Source organism: Nocardioides sp. WJ219 (assembly GCF_058559815.1).
Map to the genome: position 1 here is coordinate 236430 of NZ_JBZUJV010000004.1, position 25224 is coordinate 261653.

The following is a 25224-nucleotide window of genomic DNA, read 5'->3' on the forward strand; positions in this document are numbered from 1 at the left end:
GACGTGTCGCCGTCCGCCGTTACGCTTCGCCGCGGCGGCTCGGTCGGGCCGTCGCGGACCACGACGGGCGGTGCCATGGCGTTCTTCCACCGGACTCGGGATGGCAGCGTCCCGCGCGACCTCGCCGAGGCCGTCGTCGCCGTCCTCGCGGGCCTCGACGACGCCCGCGGCACGCTGGCGGCCTACGTGCTCCGCGGTGCCGCACCCGCGGCCCTGGCCCGGGTCAACGGGGACTTCTGGGCCCAGCAACTCGGCGGGCACCCCGGCGAGCAGCCCGGCGGCGACGCAGCCGGGCGGCGGCTGCTCCAGGGGTTCGCCGACGCCGACCCCGCCGTGATGCACCGGTGGGCGCGGGTGCTTGAGGCCGCCCAGACCGGCGCCCACCAGACCCGCTGGGGCGCCGGCATGCCCCCCGTCGGGGGCCTGGAGTGGCCCGAGCTGGTGCTGCGCCACGCCAAGGCGGTCGTGCCGGCCCCGGAGCCGCTGCCGTTCTCGCTCGCCGACCTCGCCCGCGTGCTCGAGCTCGACGGCGCCGGGCCGCGCGACCTCCTCGTCGCCGCTCTCGAGGTCATCCCGACCTACTCCTGGCAGGACGACGGTGGCCGTCCCGCCTTGACCCGGCTGCCCGGCTTCGGCGACCTGCTGCTCGAGCACCGCGACCGGGTCACCGACCCGGCGACCGGCGGACCCGCCGACCGGCGCGAGCAGGTCCTCGGGCTGCTCGACGCGCTCGACCCGACCGGGCTCGCCACTTTCGCCGAGGTCGTCGTCCTCGGCGCCACCGCCAACGCCCACGACGTACGCCGCCGAGCCGGCGTCCTGCTCGACCGGCTCGCGGCGGCCGACCCCGGGCTGGTGCGAGCGACCCTGCGCACGGTCGCCACCACCGCCAAGCCGGAGCAGCGCGGCCGGGCGCTGCAGCTGCTGCGCGACCGCGCCGCCGACGCCGCCGACGACGCCGCGCTCCGCTGGGTCGAGGACACCGCAGCCGCCGACCGGGCCGGCAGCGTGCGCGCCCTGGTCGACACCTGGTGGGCCGCCGCGACGGCGCCGCCGACCGCCGATGCGCTCGACCTGCCGCCGCTGCTCGAGGTCGACTGGGCCGTGACGCGCGCCGACGCCGACGCGGCCGCCGCGGCGGTGGTCGCCGACATCGTCGAGGCCACGACCATGTTCAATCAGCAGGCGGCGCAGTGGTCCGCCCACGCCGCCGCGCACGGCGTTCCCCACCACAGCGCAGACCGTCGGCGACCGCTCCCCGACCGGCGGCTGGCGGAGCAGCTGAGCGACCTCCTGCGCGGCCCCGCACCCGTCACCGCGGCGGCCGAGAGCATCGACACACGCCACGAGAACGTCCTCGTCGGACCCATCAGAGGGATGGCCGCGCGGCTCGGACCCGCCGGCACCGTCCAGCTGCTGCGCGCGTGCGGCCTCCTCCGCCACTATCGGTGGGTCGAGGTCATCGAGACCCTGCACCGAGCCAGCGGCACCCCCGACCTGTCCACCCTGCAGCAGCTGCTCGACGGCGTCGGGGTCGACGGCTTCACACTGGTGTGGACCGCCTACGCCAACACCTGGGCACCGCTCGGCCGCGACTGGCCCACCGACGACGTCTGGCCGTTCGTCGCGCGCAACCTCGACGCGGTGCTGCGCGAGAGCCGGCCCCGCCCGCTGGACTGGAGCCACGACGGCGCCGCCTTCTTCGAGGCCGTGGCCACCTTCCCCACGCCGCCGGCGCGGGTGGTCGACGAGCTCTACACGATCGCGCTCGGCACCCACAGCAGCCGGCGCGGCCTGGCGCAGGACGCCCTTGCGCGTGACCCGGCCCGCGTCGACCGGGCCGCGGTCGCCCTCGGCGACGGTCGCGGCGAGGTGCGCGGGGCCGCGGCCCGGTGGCTGGCGCGGATCGCCGACCGGTCGGCGCTGCCCGCCCTGCGGGCCGCCTGGGAGAAGGAGAAGCTCGACGTCGTCCGCGGTCACCTGCTCGACGCCCTCGAGGCGCTGGGCGAGAGGGTGGCCGACTACCTCGACCTCGAGGCGTCCGTCGCCCGGGCCGAGACGTTCGTCGCCAAAGGTCTGCCGGCCCCCCTCGCGTGGCTCGCCTGGGACGCCGTTCCCGAGGTGACCTGGGCCGGCTCGCGGGCGCCGGCGCCCGCCGTCCTCGTGCAGTGGCTCGTCGGGTCCGCGGTCAAGGCGCGGTCACCCGAGCCCAACGCCGTCCTGCGCCGCTACGCCGAGCTGATCGACCCCGACGACCGGCGCCGCCTCGGCGCGCACCTGCTCGCCGCCTGGATCGCCGAGGACACCCGACCCGTGCCCCTCGCGGAGGCTGAGCAGCGCGCCCGTGCCGAGGCAGCCTCCCTCGTCCAGTGGTCGGCGTCCGACCCGCAGTCGCCCTTCCACGGCAAGTCCCACGCCGAGGTCGCCGCGATGCTCCTGCCGGGGTTCGCCCGGCAGCCCGCGGGCTCCGCCACGGCGAGCAAGGGGCTGCTCGCCGTCGTCGCCGCCACGGCGGGCCGCGACGTGGTCGCGCCCGCAGAGCGCTACCTCAAGGAGTGGTACGGCCAGCGCCCGGCGCAGGGCAAGGCGCTGATCGCGATGCTGGCGTGGGTCGACGACCCGGCGGCCACCCAGCTCGTGCTCTCGGTGGGCTCGCGCTTCCGCACCAGGTCGTTCCAGGTCGAGGCCACCCGGCAGGCCGAGGCGCTCGCCGAGCGCCGCGGGTGGAGCGTCGCCGAGCTGGCTGACCGCACCATCCCCACCGCGGGGTTCGACGCCTCCGGCGCGCTCGAGCTGTCCTACGGCCCACGCCACTTCACCGGGCGGCTGCTGCCCGACCTGTCCGTCGTCCTCCTCGACGCCGACGGCAAGCAGCTCAAGGCGCTCCCCGCGCCGCGCCAGGGCGACGACGCCGAGCGTGCAGCAGAGGCAAAGAAGGCCTTCGCCGCGGCCAGGCGCGACGTCAAGGCCATCGCCAAGCAGCAGGCCGAGCGGCTCTACGAGGCGTTGTGCACCGAGCGCAGCTGGCCGGCCGACGACTGGCGCCGCTACCTGGCCGAGCACCCGGTCGTCGGACCCGCCGTGCGCCGGCTCGTGTGGGTCGCGGTCGACCCCGAGGGCCCAGGCACGGCGCTGCTGACCTTCCGTCCCCTCGACGACGGCAGCCTCACCGGCGTCGACGACGCCGAGGTGACGTTGGCCCCGCACCACCGGGTCTGCCTCGCCCATGACAGCCTGCTGCCGGCCGACGACGTACGCCGGTGGACCGAGCACCTGGCCGACTACGAGGTCGACCCGCTGTTCCAGCAGCTCGGCAAGGGCACCTACGACCTGCCGCCCGAGCGCCGCGGCGAGCGCGAGGTCGCCGACCTCGAGGGCCACCTCCTGTCGGCATTCGCGCTGCGCGGCCGCGCCCTCAGGCTCGGCTACACGCGTGGACCCGCCGAGGACGGCGGCTGGTTCTCCTCCTACCGCAAGCGGTTCCCCACGCTCGGGCTGGTCGCCGAGGTCGGCTTCACCGGCAACGTCCTGCCCGAGGAGGACCGCACGGTCGCGCTGACCCGGCTCGGCTTTGGTCGCGAGCTGCCCGGCGACCGCGGTGAGGTCCCCGTCGCCCTCGGCGAGGTCCCGGCCGTGCTGCTCTCCGAGATGGTCGGCGACCTGCGGCTCCTCGCCGCCGACGGCACCGGGCACGACCCCGACTGGCGCGACAAGGTGGAGTACTGATGCCCGGGACCGGCGCGATCGAGGTCCCCGCCGAGTGGCAGCCCGCCCTCGGCGCCGTCCGGTCGCGGTACGACGCCGCGTCCCCGGGTCTCGGCGGCGCCTACGTCTCGTTCCTGCTCACCGGCACCCCGGTCGACACCCCGGGGCGGGTGCCGGGCTTCGGGGGTGGGTTCTCCACGCACGACTTCGCCGAGGGCAACGGGGCCACCGGCCGCGTGCGGTGGGCCGCCCCGGTGCGCGACCCCGGCGCCGTCCACCCGCTCTTCTGGTACCGGTGGGGCCTGCTGCGGGCGACGTACTGGAGGGGGTGGGGCTGGACCCGCAACCTCCCGCCGCTGCCCTTCTGGGTGCCGTGCCTCGTCGCCGACCTCGCCCGGCCCGGTCCCGACCACCAGCACCTCGAGTGGGACGTCGTCGCGGCGGCGGTGGCCGCGGGCGGCGTCGCCGAGGCCGACCTCGTCGGCGCGCTGGTCGACCCGCGGCTGGACGACCACCACGACGCTGCCCGTCCCGTGCGCCGCCTGCCCGGGTGGGGCACCGCGCTCACGCGTCACGTCGCCGTCGTGGTCGGGAGGCTCACCTCGGGCTCGGCGCGGCAGCAAGCCGCAGGCCTCCGGGTGCTCGAGTCGCTGACCCCCACCGAGCTCGCCGCCTTCAGCGACTTCCTCGCCGAGGCCGCCACCGGGAGCAGCGTGGTCGTCCGCAAGACCGCCCGACCCCTGGCGACCTCGCTGGGGAGCGCGCTCCGCAGGCAGCTCCGGGTCCTCGCCCTCGACCCCGCCGCCGCCCGGCGGCGCGAAGCGCTGGCCCTGCTGGTGCAGGGCGACGACGACGACCGCGCCTGGGCGCGCAGCACCGCAGCGGCCGACCGCGCCGCCGGCATCCGCGCGCTCGCCGAGGAGTGGGCTCCGGCTGCGACCGCCGCCGACGACGACGACGCTGTGACTCTGCCCGAGCCCGCGTGGTCCGTGCCGGTCGACGCTGCCCTCGAGGCCACCCTGGTCGACCTCGACGCCCTGGTCGTCCGCATCGCCCGGTACGCCGACGGGCGCCAGGTCCGGGTCGCCTCCGGCGACGGGCTCGCCGCCCTGCCCGCCGCCCTCAGGTCGCTGCTGGCCGACCCCGCGCCGCCCTCGGCGCCGCTGCTGCTCCTCGAGCCGGCGGTGCGCCACTCCAGCCTCGACCACGACGTCGTCACGGTGCTCGGCCGCACACCCCCCACCGCCGCCCTCCAGCTCCTCGCGGCGCTCGGCCTGCTCCAGGCGTCTCGCGTCGAGCACGCCGAGCTCGACCGGGAGCACCGCGTCGGGCAGCTGCTCGAGCTGCTGCACACGCGGAGCGGACGGCCGACGCTGCTCGAGGCGGAGGCGCTTCTCGCCGGACTGGCCGAGGGGGGTGTCGAGGCCGCCGGCGCGATCCTGCGGCACGAGGTCACCCACGCCTGGGTCGGCCCCCGGCTGGCCGCCGACTGGCCCGACGGCGACGTCCTGCCCTGGGCCCGACGTCACTGCGCCGCTCTCCTCGATGAGCACGACCGAGGCGGCTACGGCCACGAGCCCGCGCGCCTGCTCGAGCTGCTCGGCGCACTCGACCCGCTCCCACCGGTCGCGGTCGCCTGGCTCTACGACCGGGCCCTGGGGGCCGCCGTCGGCGACCGTGCCGCCGCCCAGCGCGTCCTCGACCAGCACCCCAAGCGCACCGCCCGCTGCCGTGCGGGGCTCGTCGCGCGCACCGCCGCAGCCCGCGCCGTGGCCGCCGGCTGGCTCGCCCGGCGGCCCGACCCCGAGGCCCTGCCCGACCTCGATCGGGCCGTGCGCGACGAGGCCGACGACGTCGCCCGCGGCGCGATGCTCGACGCCCTCGAGGCCCTGGGGCGCCCGGTCGGCGCCTCGACCGTCGCGCGATCGACGAGCGCGCCGCCGCCGGGTCGGGCGCCGCCCCACCCGCGGCGCTGCGCTGGCTCGACCGCTCGGCGCTCCCACCCGTCCGTCGAGCCTCCGGCGACACCCTGCCCGAGCCGACCACCTGGTGGCTGCTCGTCCAGGCCGTCCGCGGCGGGTCGCCCGAGCCCGGCGCCCTGCTGCGCTCCGTCGTTACCGACCTCGACCCCGACGACCGTCGCCGCCTCGGGGAGGCGTTGCTGGCCGCCTACCTCGACGCCGACAAGGCCGCCGCCAAGGGCCTGCTCGCGGTGGTGGCCGTCTGCGGGGGTCCGACGGTGGTGGCCGCAGCGGCCGCCTTCGTGCGGCGTCACCATGGCCAGAAGGCCGTCCAGAGCAAGGCCCTGCTCCTGATGCTGGCTCACGTCGACCACCCCACGGCCCTCGAGGCCCTGGCCGCGACCGCCTCGCGGTTCCCGGCGCCGAGCATCGAGCGGGCCGCGCGCGGGCACCTCGAGGAGGTCGCCCGGCGCCGGGGCTGGACCCTCGACCAGCTCGGCGACCGAACGACGCCTCGCCACGGGTTCGACCCTGACGGCCGGATGACGCTGTCCTACCGCGACCGTGCCTTCATCGCCGTGCTGATGCCCGACCTCGGCATCGCCCTGACCGGCCCCGACGGTGCGGCGGTGGCCGGCCTCCCGGCCGGCCGGGTCGGTGAGGACGCCGAGGTGGTCGCGGCCGCCAAGGCCCGGCTCGCCGCCACGCGCAAGGGCCTGCGGTCGACGGTGGCGCTGCAGGAGCGACGGCTGGCCCACGCGCTCGCCGTCCAGCGGTCGTGGTCCGGCGGCGACTGGTGGCGTGACGTCGCGGGCCACCCGGTGCTGGCCCGGCTGGCGAGCCGGCTCGTGTGGTCGGCACAGGGCGGTGCGGGACGTCGTACCTTCCGCCTGCTCGACGACCGCACCGCAACCGACGCCGCCGACGACCCCGTCCCGGTCGCCGACGACGACGTCGTCACCCTCGCCCACGCTGTGCTCCTCGACGCCGACGAGGTCGTCGCCTGGCAGCACCACCTGGCCGACCACGAGGTGCCGGTCCTGCTCGACCAGCTGAGCCCGCCGCCCCCGCTCGACGCCGCGCGGTGGGACGGCGACGTCCTCGACGACGCCGCGGGGGTGCGGCTACCGGTCCGCACGCTCGACGGTGCGGCCACCGCGCGGGGCTTCCGCCGCGGGCCGGTCGGCGACGGCGCCATCGTCGACGACTACGTCAAGCGCTACCCCGAGGTCGGGGTCGAGGTCTCGCTCGAGCTGGTCGACGGCTTCCAGGTCGACGTCGGCGGTGGCGAGGTCGAGCTCGGACAGGCCCGTCTGGTCCGCGACGGCCGCCCCGCCCGGCTGGCGGACCTGTCCCCGGTGCTGCTGGCCGTGCTGCGAGGCGAGCTCCTGCTCGTCGCGGCTGCCGGTGTCGGACCGTCGGCCTAGGGTTCCGGCATGAGCCTGACCGAACCGATCGCCCCCGACGCGCGCGACGCCCTGCGCGCGCCGGCCGAGACGACGTACGCCGCGGAGCTGGCGGCGCTGGTGGCGGCCGACGACGGGCCGCGCCCCGAGGGCTGGCGGCTGACCCCGCGGGCGGTCCGCGCCTTCGTGCTCGGTGACGCCGCGCTCGGCGTGACCCGCAAGTTCTACGGCGACGACGCCCTCGTCGACCGGTGCGTGGTCACCTTGATGAGCAACCGCGGGCTGCTGCTCGTGGGCGAGCCCGGCACCGCCAAGTCGATGCTGTCCGAGCTGCTCGCGGCGGCGGTCTCGGGCGACTCCACCTGCACCGTGCAGGGCTCCTCGGGCACCACCCAGGACCAGATCACCTACTCCTGGAACTACGCGCTGCTGCTCGCCGAGGGCCCCTCGCCGCGCGCCCTGGTGCGCGGGCCGATGTACCACGCGCTGACCGAGGGCAAGGTCTGTCGCTTCGAGGAGGTCACCCGGGTGCAGCCCGAGATCCAGGACGTCCTGATCGGCCTGCTCTCCGACAAGGTGCTGCACGTCCCCGAGCTCGTCGGGTCCGACGCGGTGGTGTTCGCCGCCCGCGGCTTCAACGTGCTGGCCACCGCCAACCTGCGCGACCGCGGCGTCCACGAGATGTCGAGCGCGCTCAAGCGGCGGTTCAACTTCGAGACCGTGCGGCCCATCCGTGACCGGGCGCTCGAGGCGCGGCTGATCGCCGAGCAGACCGGCGCCCTCCTCGACCGCGCCGACGTCGACACCCGCCTCGACGCCGACGTCGTCGACCTGCTCGTCACGGCGTTCCACGACCTGCGCGAGGGCGTCACCGCCGACGGCGTGGTGGTCGAGAAGCCCACCGCGATCATGAGCTCGGCCGAGGCGGTCGCCGTCGGCTACGCCGCCGCCCTCGACGCCCACTACTTCGGCGACGGCGCCGTCGGCGGCGAGCACGTCGCTCGCCAGCTGATCGGCACCGTGCTCAAGGACAACCCCGACGACGGCACCAAGCTCCAGCACTACTTCGACGTCGTGGTCAAGCCGCGCGCCCGGCGCGACCGGCGCTGGAAGGGCGTGCTGTCCACGCGGGGTGAGCTCGACCGCTGATGACCGCCGACCTCCCGGGCGCCGACGCGCTCCCGACCGGCGACGACGTACGCCGCCTGGCCGAGCGGCTGGTCGGCGACGACGTCGTCGTGGTGCCGGTGCGCCACCACAGCCCGGCGTGCGCCCGGGCCGTGGCGGCGGCGTTCGAGCGGTTCCGGCCCTCGGTCGTGCTGGTGGAGGGCCCCCGCAGCCTCGACCCGCTGGTGCCGCTGCTGTGCCACGAGGAGGCGGCCTACCCGCTCGCGGTCTACACCTGGCTGCGCCCCACCGGCACGCCCACCCAGCGGGCGAAGGTCCCGCCGGCACAGGGTGCCTACTACCCGATGTGCGACTACTCGCCCGAGCTGGTGGCCGTCCGCCTCGGGCACGCCGCCGGGGTGCCGGTGCGGTTCTGCGACCTCGAGCTGGCCGAGCAGGAGGTCGCGTCGGCGGTCCACCACGACGGCGCGGGCGAGCACGCCGACCACGCCGACCACGAGCGCTCGCTGCTCGACGAGAGCGTCTTCCGGCTCAGCGACACCCTCCAGCTGCTCGCCCAGCGGCTCGGCTGCGCCGACACCGAGGACCTCTGGGAGCTGCTGTTCGAGGCCGACGACCCGGACCTCGAGGTACACGTCGCCCGGATGACCGCCTACTGCCTGCTCGCCCGGGGCGACCGCACCACCGCCGAGCTCGACCGCGACGCGACCACCGCCCGCGAGGCCGAGATGACCCACCACGTGCGCGAGGCCGTCGCGGCCCGCGCCCCGGGTGACGGGCCGGTGCTGGTCGTGGTGGGCGGCTTCCACGCGGTGGCGCTGCCCGACCTCCTGGCCGCGCCGCCGCCGCGACCGGTGCTGCCCGTGCCGCACGCCGAGACGGGCGCGGCGCTGATCCGCTACGACGACCCGCGGCTCGAGCGGGTCAACGGCTACGCCTCCGGCATGACCGCCCCGGCGTGGCACCGCCGCGTCTGGGAACGCCGCCGCGACGGCCGGCCGGCCGCCGACGCGCACGCCGAGGCCGTCCTCGACGTGCTGCTCGACGTCGCCGCCACGCTCCGCACCCGGCACCGCACCCCGGTGCCGACGCCGTCCCTGGCCGCCGCGCACCAGCAGGCGCTCCTGCTCGCGCAGCTGCGCCGCCGTCCCGCGCCCCTGCGCAGCGACCTGGTCGACGCGGTCACCAGCTGCCTGGTCAAGGGCGACGCCGACGCCGAGGGCGCGCTGGTGCGCCGGGTCACGGCCCAGGTGCTCACCGGCGACCGGATCGGCCGGGTGCCGCCGGGCGCCGGCACGCCGCCGCTCGTGCACGACACCCTCCAGCGGCTGCGCGAGCTGCGGATCTCCGTCGACGGCCACGAGCCGTCCACCACCCACCTCGATCTCTACCGCAGCCCGGCGCACCGTCGTACCAGCCGGGTGCTGCACGGGCTGCGGCTGCTCGCCGTGCCGTTCGCCACCCACGTCGCCGGGCCCGACTTCGTCCGCGGCACCGGCCTGGCCCGGATGCGGGAGCAGTGGGAGTGCCTGTGGAGCCCGGCTTCGGAGGGCGCGCTGGTCGAGGCCTCCCACCTCGGCTCCACCCTGCCCGAGGCGGTCGCCTCGGCGTTCGCGCGGCGCCTCGGCGGGGCCACCGACGACGGCCGGGTGCCCAGCAGCGTGGAGGCCGCCTCGCTGCTCGCGCACGCCGCCGTCCTGGGCCTGCACCCCCAGGCCCGGCGCGTCGTCGGCGTGGTCCGCGACGCGCTGGCCGCCGAGCCGGCGTTCCCCGACGCCGTCGCCGCCACCGGCGGCCTCGCGCTGCTGGTCGAGGGCCGCGAGCCGCTCGAGGCCGGCCGGCTCACCGCGCTGCCCGACCTGGTGGCGGCCGGCTACGCCCGCTCGCTCTACCTCGCCCGCGACCTGCAGGGCGAGGAGTGCCCGCCGCCCGACGCGGCGACCGCGCTGTCGCGGCTGCGCGAGCTGCTGGCCTCACCGGCCGGTGCCGACCTCGACCCCGAGCCGTTCTGGTCGGTGGTCGAGCGGCTGCGCCGCGAGCACGACGCGGCGTTCGTGCGGGGCGCGGCCGCCGGGCTCGCGTCGTCAGCGGGCCGGCTCGCCGACGCCGACCTGGCGCGCGACGTCGCCGGCCACCTCGCGGGCAGCATGCCGGCCGACCAGGCCGTCGGGTTCCTGGCCGGGCTGCTGGCCACCGCGCGCGAGGCGGTGTGGCAGGAGGCCGGCGTCGTCCCCGCCCTCGACGACCGGCTCGCGGAGTGGGAGGAGTCGACCTTCCTCGCCCACCTGCCCGAGCTGCGGCTGGCGTTCAGCTCCCTCACCCCGCGCGAGACCGACCGGGTCGCCGCCCTGGTCGCGCAGCACCGCGGGCTCGCCGGCGGCGCCCAGGGGCTCGGTCCGCTGCTCCAGCGGGGGGTCGACGAGGCCGCGGTCGCCACCCACCTGCAGGCCTCCGCGGCCGTCGCCGAGCTGCTGCGCGCCGAGGGACTGGGCGACTGGCTGGGGGAGCGGGTGTGACCACCGACCGCTGGCGGCTCGTCCTGGGCCGCTACTCCGACCAGCAGCTCCCGCCGCCGACCTCGGACGAGCAGGAGCGCCGCGAGCAGGCGCTCGACTACCTCTACGGCCGCGAGTACGCCGGCCGCGGAGCGCGCGACGGCGCCGCCGACGCCGACACCGGCCCCGAGCTGGTGCCGGGCGGCCTCGGCGCCTCGGCCCCCTCGGTCGTCGACTGGCTCGGCGAGGTGCGCGAGCTGTTCCCGGTCGAGACCGTCGAGGTGGTCGAGAAGCACGCGCTCGACCGCTACGGGCTCACCGACCTGGTCCGCGACCCGGAGGTGCTGGCCCGGCTGGAGCCGAGCCAGGAGCTGCTCGCCACCCTGCTCTCGCTCAAGGGCCAGCTCGACCCGCGCGTGCTGGGCGAGGTACGCCGCATCGTGCGCCGGGTCGTCGACGACCTGCGCCGCCGCCTCGAGACCGAGGTCCGCCGCTCCTTCGCCGGTCGGCTCAACCAGCACCGTCACTCGCCGGTGCCGGTCGACGCGGCGTTCGACCCCCGCGGCACCGTGCGCGCCAACCTCGCCAACTGGGACGCCGAGCGGCAGCAGATCGTGGTCTCGGCGCCGAAGTTCTTCGAGCGCAACACCCGCCGCATCCCGTGGGAGATCGTGCTGGTCGTCGACCAGTCCGGCAGCATGGTCGGCTCGGTGATCCACTCCGCGGTGATGGCCGGCATCCTGGCGGGGCTGCCGTCGTTCCGGCTGCGGCTGGTGGTCTTCGACACCAGCGTCGTCGACCTCACCGACCTGGCCGGCGATCCGGTCGAGCTGCTGATGTCGGTCCAGCTCGGCGGCGGCACCGACATCGCCCAGGCCGTCCGCTACGCCGAGCAGGTCATCGAGCACCCGCACCGCGCGGTCGTCGTCCTGGTGACCGACTTCTGCGAGGGCGGGCCGCCCTCGGACCTGGTGGCCGCCGTACGCAGCCTGGTCGAGGCGCGCGTGACCACGATCGGGCTCGCCGCCCTCGACGGCTCCGCGCACCCCTACTACGACAAGCAGGTCGCGGGCGCCCTGGCCGACGTCGGCATGGAGATCGCCGCGCTCACGCCGGGGCAGCTGGCCGAGTGGCTGGCCAGGGTGACCGCGAGGTGAGCGCCGCGCTCGCGTCGGTGGTCGCGCTGCTCGCCCGCTACGACGACGACGCCTGGGTCGCGCTCGCCAACCGGGGCCTGCTGCGCCGCGCGCGCAAGGACCTCGACGCACTGCCCGTGGCGGTGCTGCGCGACGACGGCGACGCCGTCGTGGTCTCGGTGGGCGACCGCGAGGTCCGGGTGCCGGTCTCCGGGCCGGCCGAGGCCACCTGCGACTGCCCGAGCCCGGTGACCTGCCAGCACGTGCTCACCGCCGGGCTGTGGCTGGCCGCCCAGGCGGCCGCGGCCGACGGCGGCGACGCGCTCCACGAGGAGCTGATGGCGCTCGACGTCGACGCCCTCGTCGGTCTCGCCGGCAAGCCGGGGGTGCGGTGGGCCCACCAGCAGGTGGCCGACCTCTTCGCCGGCGACGAGCCGCCGCGGGTCACCCGCGGCGGCTACCTCGCGGTGGCGTTCGGGCGTCCGGAGGTGGTCGCCCGCTACGCCGGGGGCGGGCTCGACGGGCTGGTGCTCGACCAGAAGGTGTCGCAGCCGGCGCGGTGGAAGGCCGCGGCGGTGCTGGCGTGGCAGCGCGCGCACGGCCTGGTGCTCGACCCGCCCGCCGTCCCCGCCCGCGCGGCCGCGCCCACCGAGCGGGGAGTCTCGCGCGACGACTCGCGGGCGCGGCTGCTCACCTCGGTGCGCGCCCTGCTCGAGGACCTGGTCCGGATCGGGGTCTCGCACCTCTCGCCCGCCGTCCTCGAGCGCCTCACCACCGCCGCCACCTGGGCGCAGGGCGCCGAGCTCTACCGCCTCAACCTGCTGCTGCGGCGGCTCGCCGACCAGGTCGACCTCGCCCTGGGCCGCGACGCGCTCGCCGACGACCACCTGCTGCTCGACGAGGCCGCCGTCGCCTACGGCCTGGTGTGCGCGCTCCAGCACGCCGCGACCCGGGGGGAGGCCCCGGCCCACCTGGTCGGCCGGGCCCGCACGTCCTACGACGCCGTCCGCTCGCTCGACCTGGTCGGCCTCGGCGGCCTGCCGTGGCGCACGGCGTCGGGCTACCACGGCCTGACCTGCGTCTTCTGGAGCCCCGAGCGCGGCCGGGTCTTCACCTGGGGCGACACCCGCCCCGAGGACGTGCCCGGCTTCGACCCACGGGCGCGGTGGACCCAGCCGGCGCCGTGGAAGGGCCTGGCCACGCCGGGCACCACCTCGGGCCGGCGGCTGCTGCTCACCGGCGCCCAGGTGAGCGCCGACGGCCGCATCTCCGGCGTCGAGAGCACCTCGGCCCTGGTCACGCCGACCGACAGCGACGACCTGCTCGACGTGCTGCCGGCGGTGTCGTCGTGGGCCGACCTCGACGGCGGCTCCGGCGTCCGGAGCCTGCTCGCGGCCGGCGACCGGTCCACGGCGTGGCGGGTGCTCCGGCCCGCGGCCGTGGCGGCGGCCGTCTTCGACCCGGCGCGGCAGACCCTGACCTGGCCGCTGCTCGACGCCGACGGCGGTGTGCTCGCCCTCGAGCTGCCGTGGTCGCGGCTGCACGCCCACGCGATCGCCCGGGTCGAGCGGCTCGCGTCGCTGCCCGAGGGCGCGCTGGTCGTCGCCCGGCTCCGTCGTACCCGCGGCACCTGGGTCGGCGAGCCGCTCAGCGTCGTCCGGCCCGGGCGCGAGCTCAACCCGGTCGACGCCCTGCACTTCGACGGCGAGGCCACCTCGTCGCTGGTCGGCCGGCTCCTCGACGCCGCCGTGCCCGACCGGGCACCCGACGACGGTGAGGACGCCGCCGCGCGGCCCGGCGGCGTACCCCCGGCGCTGGCGGCGCTCCGCTCACTGCTGGAGCAGCAGGCCGAGCGCGGCTGCGCCGGCACCCCACCCGCCGCGGTGCGGGACCGTGTCGGCGCCGCCCACCGCGCCCTGCGCGACCTCGGCTGGCCGGTCTTCACCGACCCCGACCCGACCCTCGACCCCGCCGCCCTCCTCCTGCGCTCGCATTACCTCGCGCAGCAGGTCGAGCGCACCTTCCGCTGACCCGTCGCATCGTTGCGACGGGTCACCGCCGAAATCACGCTGACCCGTCGCATCAATGCGACGGGTCAGCGGCGAGATCGGGGTGACCCGTCGCACATGTACGACGGGTCGGCGTCAGGCGGAGTAGGGCTTGGCGTCGAGGACGACGACCTGGAGCGTCTTGCCGGTGGGGGCCTCGAAGGCGACGGTGTCGCCCTTGGTGGCGCCGAGGAGGGCCTCGCCGAGGGGGGCCTGGGGGGAGTAGACGTCGACGTCGACGTAGTCCTCGTTCTCGCGGGCGCCGAGGAGGAAGGTCTCGGCCTCGTCGTCGTCGTCGCCCTCGAACTTGTAGGTGACGACCTTGCCGACGGTGACGACGCCGTCGTCGGCCGGCCGGTCGGAGACGGCCTTGAGGAGGACCTCCTCGAGCTGGCGGATCGTGCCCTCGTTCTTGCCCTGCTCCTCGCGGGCGGCGTGGTAGCCGCCGTTCTCCTTGAGGTCGCCCTCGTCGCGGGCCTCGCTGATCCGGGCGACGATCTCCTCGCGCACCGGACCCTTGAGGTTGTCGAGCTGAGCCCGGAGCTTCTCGTGGGCCTCGGCGGTCAGCCAGGTCGTGCCCTGCTCGGTCGACTGGGACATGCGGAACTCCTCGGGTGGTGCTGGGGTGCGTACGACAGCGTGTGGCGGCCCACGGACGGGGGCGGCGGAATGGTCGAGCGTAGCAAGACGGCGCCGGCGGGGCCCCGTCAGCGGGGGCGGTTCTGCCCCGGGGCGGTGCAGCCGACCAGCTCGACCGAGGTCGCGCGGCGCTCGGTGGCGATGGACTGCTCCACCCGGCTGGACGCCGCCAGGTCGGGTGCGAACGACACGGCGCCGACGAGCGTGTGGTCCTCGGCGTAGGCGCGCACCGTGCAGGTCGCCTCGACGTCGTCGTCGGCGTCGACGACGAACCGGGCGACGGCGGTGCGGTCGTCGACGACCTCGAAGGTGAGCTCGCCCGAGGACACCGGCGGGTCGGCGAGGTCGGGGAGGAACGCCACGGCGAAGGCGACCGCGCCGGCCACCAGGGCGCCGACCAGACCCACGACGGCCCACCGGTGCCAGGACGGACGTGTCCCGTAGCGGGCGGCCAGGTCGGTGGTGCTCACGGCCCCATCCTAGGATCGACACCATGTCGCAGGACCCCAGGCCTCGCGCGGGCTTCCGGCTGATGCACGTCCACGCCCACCCCGACGACGAGTCGAGCAAGGGAGCGGCGTCGACCGCCAAGTACGTCGCGGAGGGTGTCGACGTCCACGTCGTCACCTGCACCGGCGGCGAGCGCGGCTCGATCCTCAACCCCAAGATGGACCGGCCCGACGTGCTGGCCAACATCACCGAGATCCGTCGCCAGGAGATGGAGCGGGCGCGCGACATCCTCGGTGTGCGCCAGGACTGGCTCGGGTTCGTCGACTCCGGCTGGCCCGAGGGCGACCCCAAGCCGCCGCTGCCCGAGGGCTGCTTCGCGCTGGTGCCGCTGGAGGAGGCGACCGAGCGGCTGGTCCGCTTCATCCGCGAGTTCCGCCCGCACGTGCTGACGACGTACGACGAGCGCGGCGGCTACCCGCACCCCGACCACATCCGCTGCCACGAGGTGGGTGTCGCGGCGTTCGAGGCGGCCGGCGACCCGGAGCGCTTCCCCGACGCCGGCGAGCCGTGGCAGCCGCTCAAGCTCTACTACCACCACGGCTGGAGCTACACGAAGATCACCTCGCTGCACCAGGCGATGCTCGACCACGGGCTGGAGTCGCCGTACGAGGAGCGCCTCAAGGAGTGGAAGTTCGAGCCGGGCTGGGACGAGCGGGTCACCACCCGCGTGCCCTGCGGTGACTACTTCGGCGTGCGCGACCAGGCGCTGCTGGCGCACGCCACCCAGATCGACCCCGACGGGTTCTGGTTCGCCATCCCGCGGGAGATCCAGACCTCGGTGTGGCCGACCGAGGACTTCGAGCTGGTCACCAGCCACGTCGGCCCGACCGTGCCGGAGGACGACCTGTTCGCGGGGATCGAGCTGGCCGCGCACCCGGGTGGGACACTGGAGGCATGACCTACGTCGAGCTCCTGGTGGCCGCCGCTCCCGAGGACGAGGACGTCGTCGCCGGGTGGACGGCGTTCGGCCTCTTCGGGCTGGGGGTCCTCGCTGTCGCGCTCCTGGGCTGGAGCCTGACCAAGCGGCTCAAGAACGTCGACCGCGCCGCCGCCGCCGGGCTCTACGACCCCAGTGACCCCAAGCGCCCGGGTGGTGCGCCCGCCCGCGGCCTGGCCGCCGTCCGTCAGCAGCGTGCCGAGCAGGACCGGCTCGAGCGCCAGGAGCGCGAGGAGCGCCGCTAGCGGTCCGATAAACCGTGACAGCACCACTGTCATCCTGACCCTCGGGTGCAGTACGTTCACCAGATGAACGAGGACACCTACGACTACGTCGTCGTCGGGGCGGGCAGTGCCGGCGCGGTGCTGGCCGCGCGGCTGACCGAGGACCCCGGCACCACCGTGCTGCTGGTCGAGGCCGGCGGCGCACCCGAGGTCGACGAGGTGGCCATCCCGGCCGCGTTCGTGGGCCTGGTCAAGACCAAGTGGGACTGGAGCTACTCCACCACCGAGCAGAAGCAGCTGCACGGGCGGCGTACCGCCTGGCCGCGGATGAAGGCGTTGGGCGGGTGCTCGGCCCTCAACGCGATGATCTACATCCGCGGCAACGCCGCCGACTACGACGCCTGGCGCGACGAGCACGGCGCCACCGGGTGGGGCTACGACGACGTGCTGCCGTTCTTCGTCAAGGCCGAGGGCAACACCCGCCTCGGTGGCCGCTACCACGGCACCGACGGGCCGCTCGTCGTCGAGGACCGCCGCTGGACCCACGAGCTCTCGACCGCGTGGGTCGAGAGCGCGGTCGCGGCGGGGATCGAGCGCACCGACGACTTCAACGGCGCCGAGCAGGAGGGCGCCGGCCCCTTCCAGGTGACCTGCAACGGCGGCCGCCGCTGGTCGACGTACGACGGCTACCTCAAGCCCGCGATGGGACGTCCCCACCTCACCGTCGCCACCGGCGCCCTGGCCGCGCGCATCGAGCTGTCCGGCGCCGGCGACACGGTCCGGGCGACCGGGCTGACCTTCCGGCAGGGCGGGCGCGAGCACACGGTGCACGCGCGCCGCGAGGTGCTGCTCAGCGGCGGGGCGATCAACAGCCCGCAGCTGCTGATGCTCTCGGGCGTCGGCCCCACGTCGCACCTCGCCGAGCACGGCATCACCGCCAAGGTCGAGCTGTCCGGCGTCGGGCAGGGGATGCAGGACCACCCCTACACGCCGATGGTCTGGCACACCAAGGACACCACCGACCTGGCCGACCTCAACACGCTGCGCAACTTCGCCCGCTGGAAGACGCGCCGGCAGGGGCCGCTGACCTCCAACGTCGCCGAGACCGGCGCCTTCTGGTCGACCCGCGAGGGCCTGGCCGGGCCGGACATGCAGGCCCACGTCCTGCCCACCGGGCTGTACGGCGACGGCATGGTCGAGCCGTCGAGCCGGATGGTCACGGTGCTCTCCACCCTGGTCGGCACCTCCAGCCGCGGTCACGTGCGGCTGCGCTCGGCCGACCCGACCTGGCACCCCGAGATCGAGGCGGCCTACTACGACGACCAGACCGACCTCGACACGATGGTCGCCGGTTGCCGGCGCATCGTCGAGATCACCCAGCAGGGCCCGATCGCAGCGCTGATCGACCGGCCGTTCGAGCTGAGCACCACGCCGTCCGAGGAGGACCTGGTCGAGCACGTCCGCCGCTACACGCAGACGACGTTCCACCCGACGTCGACCTGCGCGATGGGCGGCGCCGACCAGGAGGACGCCGTGGTCGACCCCGAGCTGCGCGTCCGCGGCGTCGATGGCCTGCGGGTCGTCGACGCCTCGGTGATGCCGGCCGTGCCCCGCGGCAACACCAACGCCCCGACCGTCATGGTCGCCGAGAAGGCGGCCGACCTGATCAGGAGTTCCCGATGACCCTCCAGGACCACGAGACCACCGCGACCTTCGACTCGCTCAACCCGATCAACGGCGACGTCGTCGCCACCCACCCGGTGCACTCGGCCGCCGACGTCGCCGCCGCCGTCGTCCGTGCCGAGGAGGAGGCCGCGTGGTGGTCGGCGCTGTCCTACGACGAGCGCGCCGAGCACCTGCTGAAGTGGAAGGGCGTGCTGACCCGGCGCCTCGCGCAGCTGGCCGAGGTGATGCACCAGGAGACCGGCAAGCCGCACGGCGACGCCCTGCTCGAGGCGGCGCTGGCCATCGACCACCTCGACTGGGCGAGCAAGCACGCCGAGAAGACGCTCAAGCGGCGCCGCGTGCCCTCGGGCCTGCTGATGGCCAACCAGGCGGCGACGGTGGAGTACAAGCCGCTCGGCGTGGTCGGGGTGATCGGGCCGTGGAACTACCCGGTCTTCACGCCGATGGGCTCGATCGCCTACGCGCTCGCCGCCGGCAACGCGGTGGTCTTCAAGCCCTCGGAGTACACGCCCGGGGTGGGGGAGTGGCTAGCCCGCACCTTCGTCGAGGCCGTGGGCCGCCCCGTCCTCACCGTGGTGACCGGGCTCGGCGAGACCGGTGCGGCGCTGTGCCGCGCCGGCGTCGACAAGGTCGCGTTCACCGGCTCCACCGCCACCGGCAAGCGGGTGATGGCGGCCTGTGCCGAGACCTTGACCCCGGTGCTGATCGAGGCCGGCGGCAAGGACGCCGTCATCGTCGACCACGACGCCGACGTCGAGGCCGCCGCCGATGCCGTGCTGTGGGGCGCCTGCGCCAACGCCGGGCAGACCTGCACCGGCGTGGAGCGCGTCTACGTGCACGAGAAGGTCTACGACGAGTTCCTGCGGGTGCTGGTCGCCCAGGCCGAGGGCCTGCGCGCCGACGACGGCCCCGACACCGACCTCGGGCCGATCACGATGCCCAAGCAGCTCGACGTCATCCGCTCCCACATCGACGACGCCCTGGCCCGCGGCGGCCGGGCGCTCGTCGGCGGCGCCGGCGCGGTGGGCGACCGCTTCGTGCAGCCGACGATCCTCGTCGACGTGCCCGAGGACTCCCTGGCCGTCTCGGAGGAGACCTTCGGCCCGACCGTGACCGTCGCCCGGGTCGGCACCGTCGAGGAGGCCGTGCGCCGCACCAACGCGACGTCGTACGGGCTGGGCTCGACGGTGTTCTCCAAGGCCCGCGGCATGGAGATCGCCGACCGCATCCGCTCCGGCATGACCGCGGTCAACGGCGTGATCAGCTTTGCCGGGGTGCCGTCGCTCCCGTTCGGCGGGGTCGGCGACTCCGGGTTCGGGCGCATCCACGGCGCCGACGGGCTCAAGGAGTTCACCTACGCCAAGGCGATCGCGCGCCAGCGCTTCAAGCCGGCGCTGCCGCTGACGTCGTTCCGGCGCACCGAGAAGCACGAGCAGCAGCTCACCCAGCTGCTGACCATGCTGCACGGGCGTGGCACGACGCTGCCCAGGCTGGGCAAGCCGGTGCGCGGCAAGCGGGGCTGACCCGGAGGGTCGGTCCTACTGCTGGGGCGCGGCAGCCTCGGCGGCGGCGACCTGGCGGCGTACGTCGTCCATGTCGAGGCCGCGGACGCCGGCGATGACCTGGTCGAGCGCGGCCGGCGGGAGCGCGCCGGGCTGGGAGAACACCAGGACGCCCTCGCGGAAGACCATCAGCGTCGGGATCGAGCGGATGCCCGCCGCCGCCGACAGCTCACGCTGCTCCTCGGTGTTGATGGAGCCGAAGGTGATGTCCGGGTTGGCCTCCGAGGCGGCCTCGTACGTCGGCGCGAACTGCAGGCACGGCCCGCACCACGACGCCCAGAAGTCGACGAACAGGATGTCGTCGCCCTCGACGTGGGTGGCGAAGGTGTCGTTGGTGAGGTCGATCGTGGCCATGGGCACCACGGTAGCCACCCGGCCGAAGCCGGTGCGGGCTCAGTCGCACAGGTAGAGCCGCACGGCCCGGTAGGTGTCGCCGTCGAGGACGACGTGCAGGCGGTAGCGGAGACCCTCGGACTCGTCGAGCAGGCTGATGACGACCTGGTCGCCGTCCACCTCGACCCGCCGCGAGCTGACGTCGGGGTCGGACAGTCGTGCGAGCACCTCCTCGAGCGCCGGGGACAGCGCGCGGTCGGAGGGCGGGAGCGGCGCGGTGCAGTCCTCGGGCTCGGCCCGCTGCGTCGTCGGGGCGGGGACGCTGCTCGTGTCGGCGGCGTACGACGACGGGGTGGGGGTGGTCCCGACCCGGCCGGTGCCGTCGACGGCCGCCAGCACGACGACGCTCGCGGCCACCGCGACGGCGCCGGTGCCGAGCGCCAGTCCCTGCACGGATCGGCGCCGGCGCCGTCGCTGGGCGACCCGGGTGGCGACGCGGTGCTCGGCGTCCGGCGGAGGGGCGAGGGCGGTCGTGAGCCGCTCGTAGGCGGCCTCGATCGTGTGCGTGTCGGTCATGGGTTCAGCTCCTGCTCCCGCCCGTGGGCGTAGTCCTTGAGTCGTTCGGTGCCGCGGGACAGGTGGCTGCGCGCCGTCCCCTCCGAGCACCCCATCCGGGCCGCGACCTGCCGGGTGTCGAGGTCCTCGACGAAGCGCAGCGCCACGGCGGTGCGCTGCTGGGGGGTGAGCGTGGCCAGCGCCGCCACCAGCCAGGCGTCGACCTCCCCGACCACGACCGGAGCAGCCGCCCGGTCGGGCAGCTCCTCCGTCGGCCGCTCGCGACGCAACCGCCGGACCCGGTCGATGTTGAGCCGCACCATGACGGTGCGGGCGTAGGCGCCGGGCCGGTCCTCGATCCGCGCCCACTTCTCCGCGACGCGGGCGAGCGTCTCCTGCGTCAGGTCCCAGGCGTCGTGGGGGTCGGCCGTGAGCGCGTGCGCCAGACCGAGCAGCCGACGCTGCTCGGCGGCGACGAACTCGTCGTACCCCTGCCGTGCCTCCATTGAGCACCTCCGCTGATCAGACGGCGGGGGACCCCGGAATGTTGAGACGGCGGCGGTCGGACGTCAGCGCAGCGCGTACGTCGCGATCGAGACGCCGACGTAGTGGGTGGTGAAGGCCAGGATCGTGAAGGTGTGGAAGACCTCGTGGAAGCCGAACCACTGCGGCCACGGGTCGGGGCGCTTGAAGCCGTAGACGATGCCGCCGACGGTGTAGAGCGCGCCGCCGGCCGCGATCAGCACCAGCACGGTGATCGCCGTGTCGGCGCCGAGCCGCTCGGTCGCGCCGTCGATGAACCCGGGGATGAAGAACACCGCGGCCCACCCCAGGCCGATGTACAGCGGGGTGTAGAGCCAGCGCGGGGCGTCGGTCCAGAACACCCGGAACAGCACGCCGAGGATGGCGCACGACCACACGGTCGTGAGCAGCACGACGCGCTGGGTGCCCTCCAGCAGCATCAGCGTGAGCGGGGTGTAGCTGCCTGCGATCAGGATGAAGATGTTGGCGTGGTCGAACCGGCGCAGGAACGCCCACACCCGGGGCGACCAGGTGCCGGTGTGGTAGATCGCCGAGACGCCGAACAGCAGCAGGGCGCTGCCGGCGAAGACCGCCGAGCCGACCCGGGTGCTCGCCGTGGGGGACAGGCAGATCAGCACGATCCCGCCGGCGACCGCCAGCGGGGTCAGCACGAGGTGCAGCCAGCCGCGCAGCTTGGGCTTGACCACGGCGAGGGCGTGCTCGGCCCGATCACCGACGTTCTCCAGACCCGCGCGGACCGCCTCGTTTGCGTGGTGGAAGGCCTGGTTCATGGTCCGTAGTTTATCGGGGGCCACCTCGATCCGAGGCCTCCCGGGGAATGAAGTCCGTCTCAACGTTGTTGAGCTCCGCCTCAGGTCTGGCCGGGGATGTTGATGCCCTCCGACGGCTGCACGATGACGAAGCCCTGGCCCTGGAACGCGACCTGGATCGCCTCGCCCGAGCCGCGGCCGATCAGGGCGCCGGCGCTCATCGTCGACTTCAGCGAGGAGTCGAGGTTGGCCGACCAGGCGACGATGGCGTCGGTGTCGGCGAACGTCGGCGCCTCGGCGGCGTTCAGCACGACCGGCTCGCCATCGGTGACGATCGCGATCCAGCCGGTGCCGCGCAGCGTGGTGTTGAACAGCCCGCCGGCGAGCATGCTCGCGCCCTTGACCCGCTCGATGTTCCACTGCAGCGAGGCCGAGAAGGCCAGCACGTTCTTGCCGTTGGCCGAGATGCCGCTGTTGGTGAGCTGCAGCAGGTGGACGTTCTTGTTGGTGTCGGCGATGAACACGTCACCCTGGCCCTCGACCCGCATCAGCGGCAGGCCCTCGCCGGTCAGCGCCTTCTTGATCACCCGGCCGGCGCCGCCGCCCTGGAAGGCGAACTGGACGTTGCCCTGGTAGGCGACCATCGACCCCTGCCGCGCCATGAACGGCTCGGTGACCCGCACCCGCAGCATCTTGCTGTTCTGCATCTGCGGACCCGAGCCGCTGACCTCGGAGAACCGGCCGTCGATGAGGTCGCCGGTGATCCCGGCGAACGCGTCGCCGGAGAACCCCTGCTGGCCGCCGTGCTGTTGGTGCTGGGCGGGCTGGTGCTGGGCGGCCTGGTGCTGGGCCGGCTGGTGCTGGGCGGCCTGGTGCTGGGCGGCCTGGCCCTGGGGGGCTGCCTCCATCGGGGACGTCGACGTCACGCCCTTGTCGCTCACGTGCTCGGTCCACGACGAACCGTCCCAGTAGCGCAGCTCGTGACGGCCGGTCGGGTCGGGATGCCAGTCGGCGTTCATGGGGTCAGCTCCTCGATTGCGGGCGTGTGCTCTCCGGGTGTCCTACCATCGCTGGGTGGCGGACTGGAAGCGGGGCCTGCGCAAGGTGCTCTACCCGGCCTACGAGGCACGGGTGCTGCGCCGGATGGCCGGACCGCTCGCCGACAGCCTCCCGCAGCACGTCGGCGTGATGCTCGACGGCAACCGTCGCTGGGCCCGGGCGGTCGGGCGCGACACCGCCCACGGCCACCAGGTCGGCGCCGCCAACATCGAGCCGCTGCTCGGGTGGTGCGACGAGGTCGGCATCGAGGTGGTCACCCTGTGGCTGCTCAGCACCGACAACCTCAACCGGCCCGCCGCCGAGCTCGAGCCGCTCCTGGAGATCATCGCCGACGCCGTCGACTCCCTTGCCGACCAGCAGAAGTGGCGGCTGCACCCCGTGGGTGCCCTCGACCTGCTGCCCGACTACGTCGCCCGCCGGCTCAAGGCCGCGGCCGAGGCCACCGCCGACGTCGACGGGATGCTGGTCAACGTCGCGGTCGGCTACGGCGGACGCCGCGAGATCGCCGACGCCGTCCGCTCGCTGCTGCACGAGCACGCCGAGCGCGGCACCTCGCTGGAGGAGCTCGCCCAGACCCTCGACGTCGAGCACATCGCCGACCACCTCTACACCAAGGGCCAGCCCGACCCCGACCTGGTGATCCGTACGTCGGGGGAGCAGCGCCTCGGCGGCTTCCTCCTCTGGCAGAGCGCCAAGTCGGAGTTCTACTTCTGCGAGGCCTACTGGCCCGACTTCCGACGCGTCGACTTCCTGCGCGCGATCCGGGCCTACGCGCAGCGGGAGCGGCGGCACGGCGTCTGAGGCGGTGTGGCCCCGACACACCCCCGTCACCCAGCCGTCACCACGCGTTCTGGCGTGTCGCCGTGATCGGGCCGCTGTGGCGTCGTACGTTCGGTGGCAGTGGCGAGTGGGGAAGCTCGCCGCACCGGGAGGCCCGAGCGTGAGCGATCACGACCTACGCACCACAGGCGGCAGCAGCGCTGTCGCCGTCGTGGTGGGAGGACGCCGGCACTCCGGCGCTCGGGCACTCTCTCGGTCCATCTGTGCTGACTGAGGACCGAGCGGAGGGTGCCCGCGCGGTCAGGTGAAGGGGACCACCGTGGCCGACTCCCGGACCTACGTGCTGGACACCAGCGTGCTGCTCGCCGACCCGGGCGCGCTGAACCGCTTCGAGGAGCACGAGGTCGTGCTGCCCGTGGTGGTGATCACCGAGCTCGAGGGCAAGCGTCACCACCCCGAGCTCGGCTACTTCGCACGCACCGCGCTGCGGATGCTCGACGACCTGCGGGTCTCCCACGGCCGGCTCGACGAGCCGGTCCCGGTCGGTGACCTGGGCGGCACCATCCGGGTCGAGCTGAACCACACCGACCCGGGCGCCCTGCCGTCCGGCTTCCGGCTGGGTGACAACGACAGCCGGATCCTCGCCGTCGCCCGCAACCTCGCCGACGAGGGACGCGACGTCACCCTGGTCTCCAAGGACCTGCCGCTGCGGATCAAGGCGTCGGTGGTCGGCCTGGACGCCGAGGAGTACCGCTTCGAGACCATCAACGACTCCGACACCGGCTACTCCGGCATGGCCGAGCTCGACGTCGAGGCGTCCGTCCTCGACGAGCTCTACGACGACGGCGCCGTCGACCTCGAGTCGGCCCGCGAGCTTCCCTGCCACCAGGGCCTGGTCCTGCTCAGCGACCGCGGTACGGCGCTCGGCCGGGTCGGCCCCGACAAGCACGTGCACCTGGTGCGCGGGGACCGCGAGGCGTTCGGGATCCACGGCCGCAGCGCCGAGCAGCGGGTCGCGCTCGACCTGCTCCTCGACCCCGAGGTCGGCATCGTCTCCCTGGGCGGGCGCGCCGGCACGGGCAAGTCGGCGTTGGCCCTCTGCGCGGGTCTGGAGGCGGTGATGGAGCGCCGTCAGCACCAGAGGGTCGTCGTCTTCCGGCCCCTGTTCGCCGTCGGCGGGCAGGAGCTCGGCTACCTGCCGGGGTCGGAGTCGGAGAAGATGTCGCCCTGGGGCCAGGCCGTCTTCGACACCCTCGGGGCGATCACCTCCAAGGACGTCATCGACGAGGTGCTCGACCGCGGCATGCTCGAGGTGCTGCCGCTGACCCACATCCGCGGCCGCTCGCTGCACGACGCGTTCGTGATCGTCGACGAGGCGCAGTCGCTGGAGCGCAACGTGCTGCTCACCGTGCTCTCCCGGATCGGCGCCAACTCCAAGGTCGTGCTCACCCACGACGTCGCCCAGCGCGACAACCTGCGGGTCGGCCGGCACGACGGCGTCGTCGCGGTCATCGAGAAGCTCAAGGGCCACCCGCTCTTCGCGCACGTCACCCTCAACCGCTCGGAGCGCTCGCCGATCGCCGCCCTGGTGACCGAGATGCTCGAGAACGTGGTGGTGTGAGCCTGGACCTGGGACGAGTGGGACGCCTGCGCCTCGTGTGACGCACGAGACGCACGCGTCCCACATCGCAGCCGACTCGTCCACCCGTTTTCGGCCGTTCGGTTTGCGTCGCCCCGGGTCAGGCGGCATGGTGGGCCGAGATCATTC

At 74.7% G+C, this 25224-nt stretch carries 20 protein-coding genes; 13 read left to right on the forward strand and 7 right to left on the reverse strand.

What is annotated here, in order from left to right; genetic code table 11:
• Nucleotides 1-75 precede the first annotated feature (75 nt).
• From AC4MBH_RS11935 to AC4MBH_RS11965, 7 genes are read left to right on the forward strand one after another with little or no spacing between them, the layout of a single operon-like run.
• Entirely contained in the window at nucleotides 76-3726 is a 3651-nt protein-coding gene (locus AC4MBH_RS11935) for a DUF4132 domain-containing protein (RefSeq protein WP_491795088.1), read from the forward strand.
• Nucleotides 3726-6020: a hypothetical protein gene (locus AC4MBH_RS11940; RefSeq protein ID WP_491795089.1), complete on the forward strand. Its 2295-nt coding sequence runs from the start codon at nucleotides 3726-3728 to the stop codon at nucleotides 6018-6020. Before AC4MBH_RS11935 ends, AC4MBH_RS11940 begins: the two co-directional genes overlap by 1 nt.
• Complete coding sequence (locus tag AC4MBH_RS11945) at nucleotides 5969-7093, forward strand: DUF4132 domain-containing protein (RefSeq protein ID WP_491795090.1); 1125 nt, start codon at nucleotides 5969-5971, stop codon at nucleotides 7091-7093. Before AC4MBH_RS11940 ends, AC4MBH_RS11945 begins: the two co-directional genes overlap by 52 nt.
• Before the next feature lie 9 nt (nucleotides 7094-7102).
• Nucleotides 7103-8221: an ATP-binding protein gene (locus AC4MBH_RS11950; RefSeq protein WP_491795091.1), complete on the forward strand. Its 1119-nt coding sequence runs from the start codon at nucleotides 7103-7105 to the stop codon at nucleotides 8219-8221.
• A complete protein-coding gene (locus AC4MBH_RS11955) occupies nucleotides 8221-10716 on the forward strand; it encodes a DUF5682 family protein (protein ID WP_491795092.1) in 2496 nt (831 codons plus the stop codon). The genes AC4MBH_RS11950 and AC4MBH_RS11955 overlap by 1 nt, the downstream gene beginning before the upstream one ends.
• The gene (locus tag AC4MBH_RS11960; protein ID WP_491795093.1) at nucleotides 10713-11852 is read left to right on the forward strand and encodes a VWA domain-containing protein; all 1140 of its coding nucleotides are present in this window, start codon (nucleotides 10713-10715) and stop codon (nucleotides 11850-11852) included. Before AC4MBH_RS11955 ends, AC4MBH_RS11960 begins: the two co-directional genes overlap by 4 nt.
• Entirely contained in the window at nucleotides 11849-13861 is a 2013-nt protein-coding gene (locus AC4MBH_RS11965; protein WP_491795094.1) for a YehQ C-terminal OB-fold domain-containing protein, read from the forward strand. The genes AC4MBH_RS11960 and AC4MBH_RS11965 overlap by 4 nt, the downstream gene beginning before the upstream one ends.
• Nucleotides 13862-13975: 114 nt before the next feature.
• Here the strand turns inward: AC4MBH_RS11965 and greA are convergent, their stop codons facing one another.
• Both greA and AC4MBH_RS11975 read right to left on the reverse strand, forming a co-directional pair.
• Entirely contained in the window at nucleotides 13976-14479 is a 504-nt protein-coding gene (greA, locus tag AC4MBH_RS11970; RefSeq protein ID WP_491795095.1) for a transcription elongation factor GreA, read from the reverse strand.
• A gap of 107 nt (nucleotides 14480-14586) precedes the next feature.
• Entirely contained in the window at nucleotides 14587-14988 is a 402-nt protein-coding gene (locus AC4MBH_RS11975; protein ID WP_491795096.1) for a DUF4307 domain-containing protein, read from the reverse strand.
• A 23-nt stretch (nucleotides 14989-15011) separates the two neighbouring features.
• Here AC4MBH_RS11975 and mca point away from each other — a divergent pair, with 23 nt between their 5' ends.
• From mca to AC4MBH_RS11995, 4 genes are all read left to right on the forward strand, one after another.
• Complete coding sequence (mca, locus tag AC4MBH_RS11980; protein ID WP_491795097.1) at nucleotides 15012-15926, forward strand: mycothiol conjugate amidase Mca; 915 nt, start codon at nucleotides 15012-15014, stop codon at nucleotides 15924-15926.
• On the forward strand, nucleotides 15923-16210 hold the full coding sequence (locus AC4MBH_RS11985; protein WP_491795098.1) for a hypothetical protein: 288 nt from the start codon (nucleotides 15923-15925) through the stop codon (nucleotides 16208-16210). Before mca ends, AC4MBH_RS11985 begins: the two co-directional genes overlap by 4 nt.
• Nucleotides 16211-16273: 63 nt before the next feature.
• Nucleotides 16274-17872 (forward strand): GMC family oxidoreductase, encoded by a 1599-nt coding sequence (locus AC4MBH_RS11990; protein ID WP_491795099.1) that lies wholly within the window; start codon nucleotides 16274-16276, stop codon nucleotides 17870-17872.
• Nucleotides 17869-19398 (forward strand): aldehyde dehydrogenase family protein, encoded by a 1530-nt coding sequence (locus tag AC4MBH_RS11995; protein WP_491795100.1) that lies wholly within the window; start codon nucleotides 17869-17871, stop codon nucleotides 19396-19398. The genes AC4MBH_RS11990 and AC4MBH_RS11995 overlap by 4 nt, the downstream gene beginning before the upstream one ends.
• Before the next feature lie 15 nt (nucleotides 19399-19413).
• Here the strand turns inward: AC4MBH_RS11995 and AC4MBH_RS12000 are convergent, their stop codons facing one another.
• The 5 genes from AC4MBH_RS12000 to AC4MBH_RS12020 all read right to left on the reverse strand — a co-directional run bounded on the left by AC4MBH_RS12000 (nucleotide 19414) and on the right by AC4MBH_RS12020 (nucleotide 22636).
• A complete protein-coding gene (locus AC4MBH_RS12000; protein ID WP_491795101.1) occupies nucleotides 19414-19791 on the reverse strand; it encodes a thioredoxin family protein in 378 nt (125 codons plus the stop codon).
• A gap of 39 nt (nucleotides 19792-19830) precedes the next feature.
• A complete protein-coding gene (locus AC4MBH_RS12005) occupies nucleotides 19831-20346 on the reverse strand; it encodes a hypothetical protein (protein ID WP_491795102.1) in 516 nt (171 codons plus the stop codon).
• Nucleotides 20343-20831, reverse strand: a complete 489-nt coding sequence (locus AC4MBH_RS12010; RefSeq protein ID WP_491795103.1) for a sigma-70 family RNA polymerase sigma factor — start codon at nucleotides 20829-20831, stop codon at nucleotides 20343-20345. The genes AC4MBH_RS12005 and AC4MBH_RS12010 overlap by 4 nt, the downstream gene beginning before the upstream one ends.
• 63 nt (nucleotides 20832-20894) lie before the next feature.
• Nucleotides 20895-21638 carry a PAQR family membrane homeostasis protein TrhA gene (trhA, locus tag AC4MBH_RS12015; protein ID WP_491795104.1) on the reverse strand — a complete coding sequence of 248 codons (744 nt, stop codon included), beginning with the start codon at nucleotides 21636-21638 and terminating at the stop codon, nucleotides 20895-20897.
• 80 nt (nucleotides 21639-21718) lie between these two features.
• Complete coding sequence (locus tag AC4MBH_RS12020; protein WP_491795105.1) at nucleotides 21719-22636, reverse strand: AIM24 family protein; 918 nt, start codon at nucleotides 22634-22636, stop codon at nucleotides 21719-21721.
• 55 nt (nucleotides 22637-22691) lie between these two features.
• Between AC4MBH_RS12020 and AC4MBH_RS12025 the strand changes: the two genes are divergently transcribed.
• Together AC4MBH_RS12025 and phoH2 are read left to right on the forward strand one after the other, a co-directional pair.
• Nucleotides 22692-23477 (forward strand): isoprenyl transferase, encoded by a 786-nt coding sequence (locus tag AC4MBH_RS12025; RefSeq protein WP_491795107.1) that lies wholly within the window; start codon nucleotides 22692-22694, stop codon nucleotides 23475-23477.
• Between the two features lie 298 nt (nucleotides 23478-23775).
• On the forward strand, nucleotides 23776-25077 hold the full coding sequence (phoH2, locus tag AC4MBH_RS12030) for an RNA 5'-3' helicase PhoH2 (RefSeq protein ID WP_491795108.1): 1302 nt from the start codon (nucleotides 23776-23778) through the stop codon (nucleotides 25075-25077).
• The last annotated feature ends 147 nt before the right edge of the window (nucleotides 25078-25224 follow it).

Excerpts from the sequence above, each read along its gene's own strand:
- AC4MBH_RS11995 (WP_491795100.1), top strand. The coding sequence starts at position 17,869 with ATGACCCTCCAGGACCACGAGACCACCGCGACCTTCGACTCGCTCAAC.
- trhA (WP_491795104.1), bottom strand. The coding sequence starts at position 21,638 with ATGAACCAGGCCTTCCACCACGCAAACGAGGCGGTCCGCGCGGGTCTG.
- AC4MBH_RS11955 (WP_491795092.1), top strand. The coding sequence starts at position 8,221 with ATGACCGCCGACCTCCCGGGCGCCGACGCGCTCCCGACCGGCGACGAC.
- AC4MBH_RS11935 (WP_491795088.1), top strand. The coding sequence starts at position 76 with ATGGCGTTCTTCCACCGGACTCGGGATGGCAGCGTCCCGCGCGACCTC.
- AC4MBH_RS12020 (WP_491795105.1), bottom strand. The coding sequence starts at position 22,636 with ATGAACGCCGACTGGCATCCCGACCCGACCGGCCGTCACGAGCTGCGC.
- mca (WP_491795097.1), top strand. The coding sequence starts at position 15,012 with ATGTCGCAGGACCCCAGGCCTCGCGCGGGCTTCCGGCTGATGCACGTC.
- AC4MBH_RS12000 (WP_491795101.1), bottom strand. The coding sequence starts at position 19,791 with ATGGCCACGATCGACCTCACCAACGACACCTTCGCCACCCACGTCGAG.
- AC4MBH_RS11940 (WP_491795089.1), top strand. The coding sequence starts at position 3,726 with ATGCCCGGGACCGGCGCGATCGAGGTCCCCGCCGAGTGGCAGCCCGCC.
- greA (WP_491795095.1), bottom strand. The coding sequence starts at position 14,479 with ATGTCCCAGTCGACCGAGCAGGGCACGACCTGGCTGACCGCCGAGGCC.
- AC4MBH_RS11950 (WP_491795091.1), top strand. The coding sequence starts at position 7,103 with ATGAGCCTGACCGAACCGATCGCCCCCGACGCGCGCGACGCCCTGCGC.
- AC4MBH_RS12010 (WP_491795103.1), bottom strand. The coding sequence starts at position 20,831 with ATGGAGGCACGGCAGGGGTACGACGAGTTCGTCGCCGCCGAGCAGCGT.
- AC4MBH_RS11985 (WP_491795098.1), top strand. The coding sequence starts at position 15,923 with ATGACCTACGTCGAGCTCCTGGTGGCCGCCGCTCCCGAGGACGAGGAC.
- AC4MBH_RS12005 (WP_491795102.1), bottom strand. The coding sequence starts at position 20,346 with ATGACCGACACGCACACGATCGAGGCCGCCTACGAGCGGCTCACGACC.
- AC4MBH_RS11990 (WP_491795099.1), top strand. The coding sequence starts at position 16,274 with ATGAACGAGGACACCTACGACTACGTCGTCGTCGGGGCGGGCAGTGCC.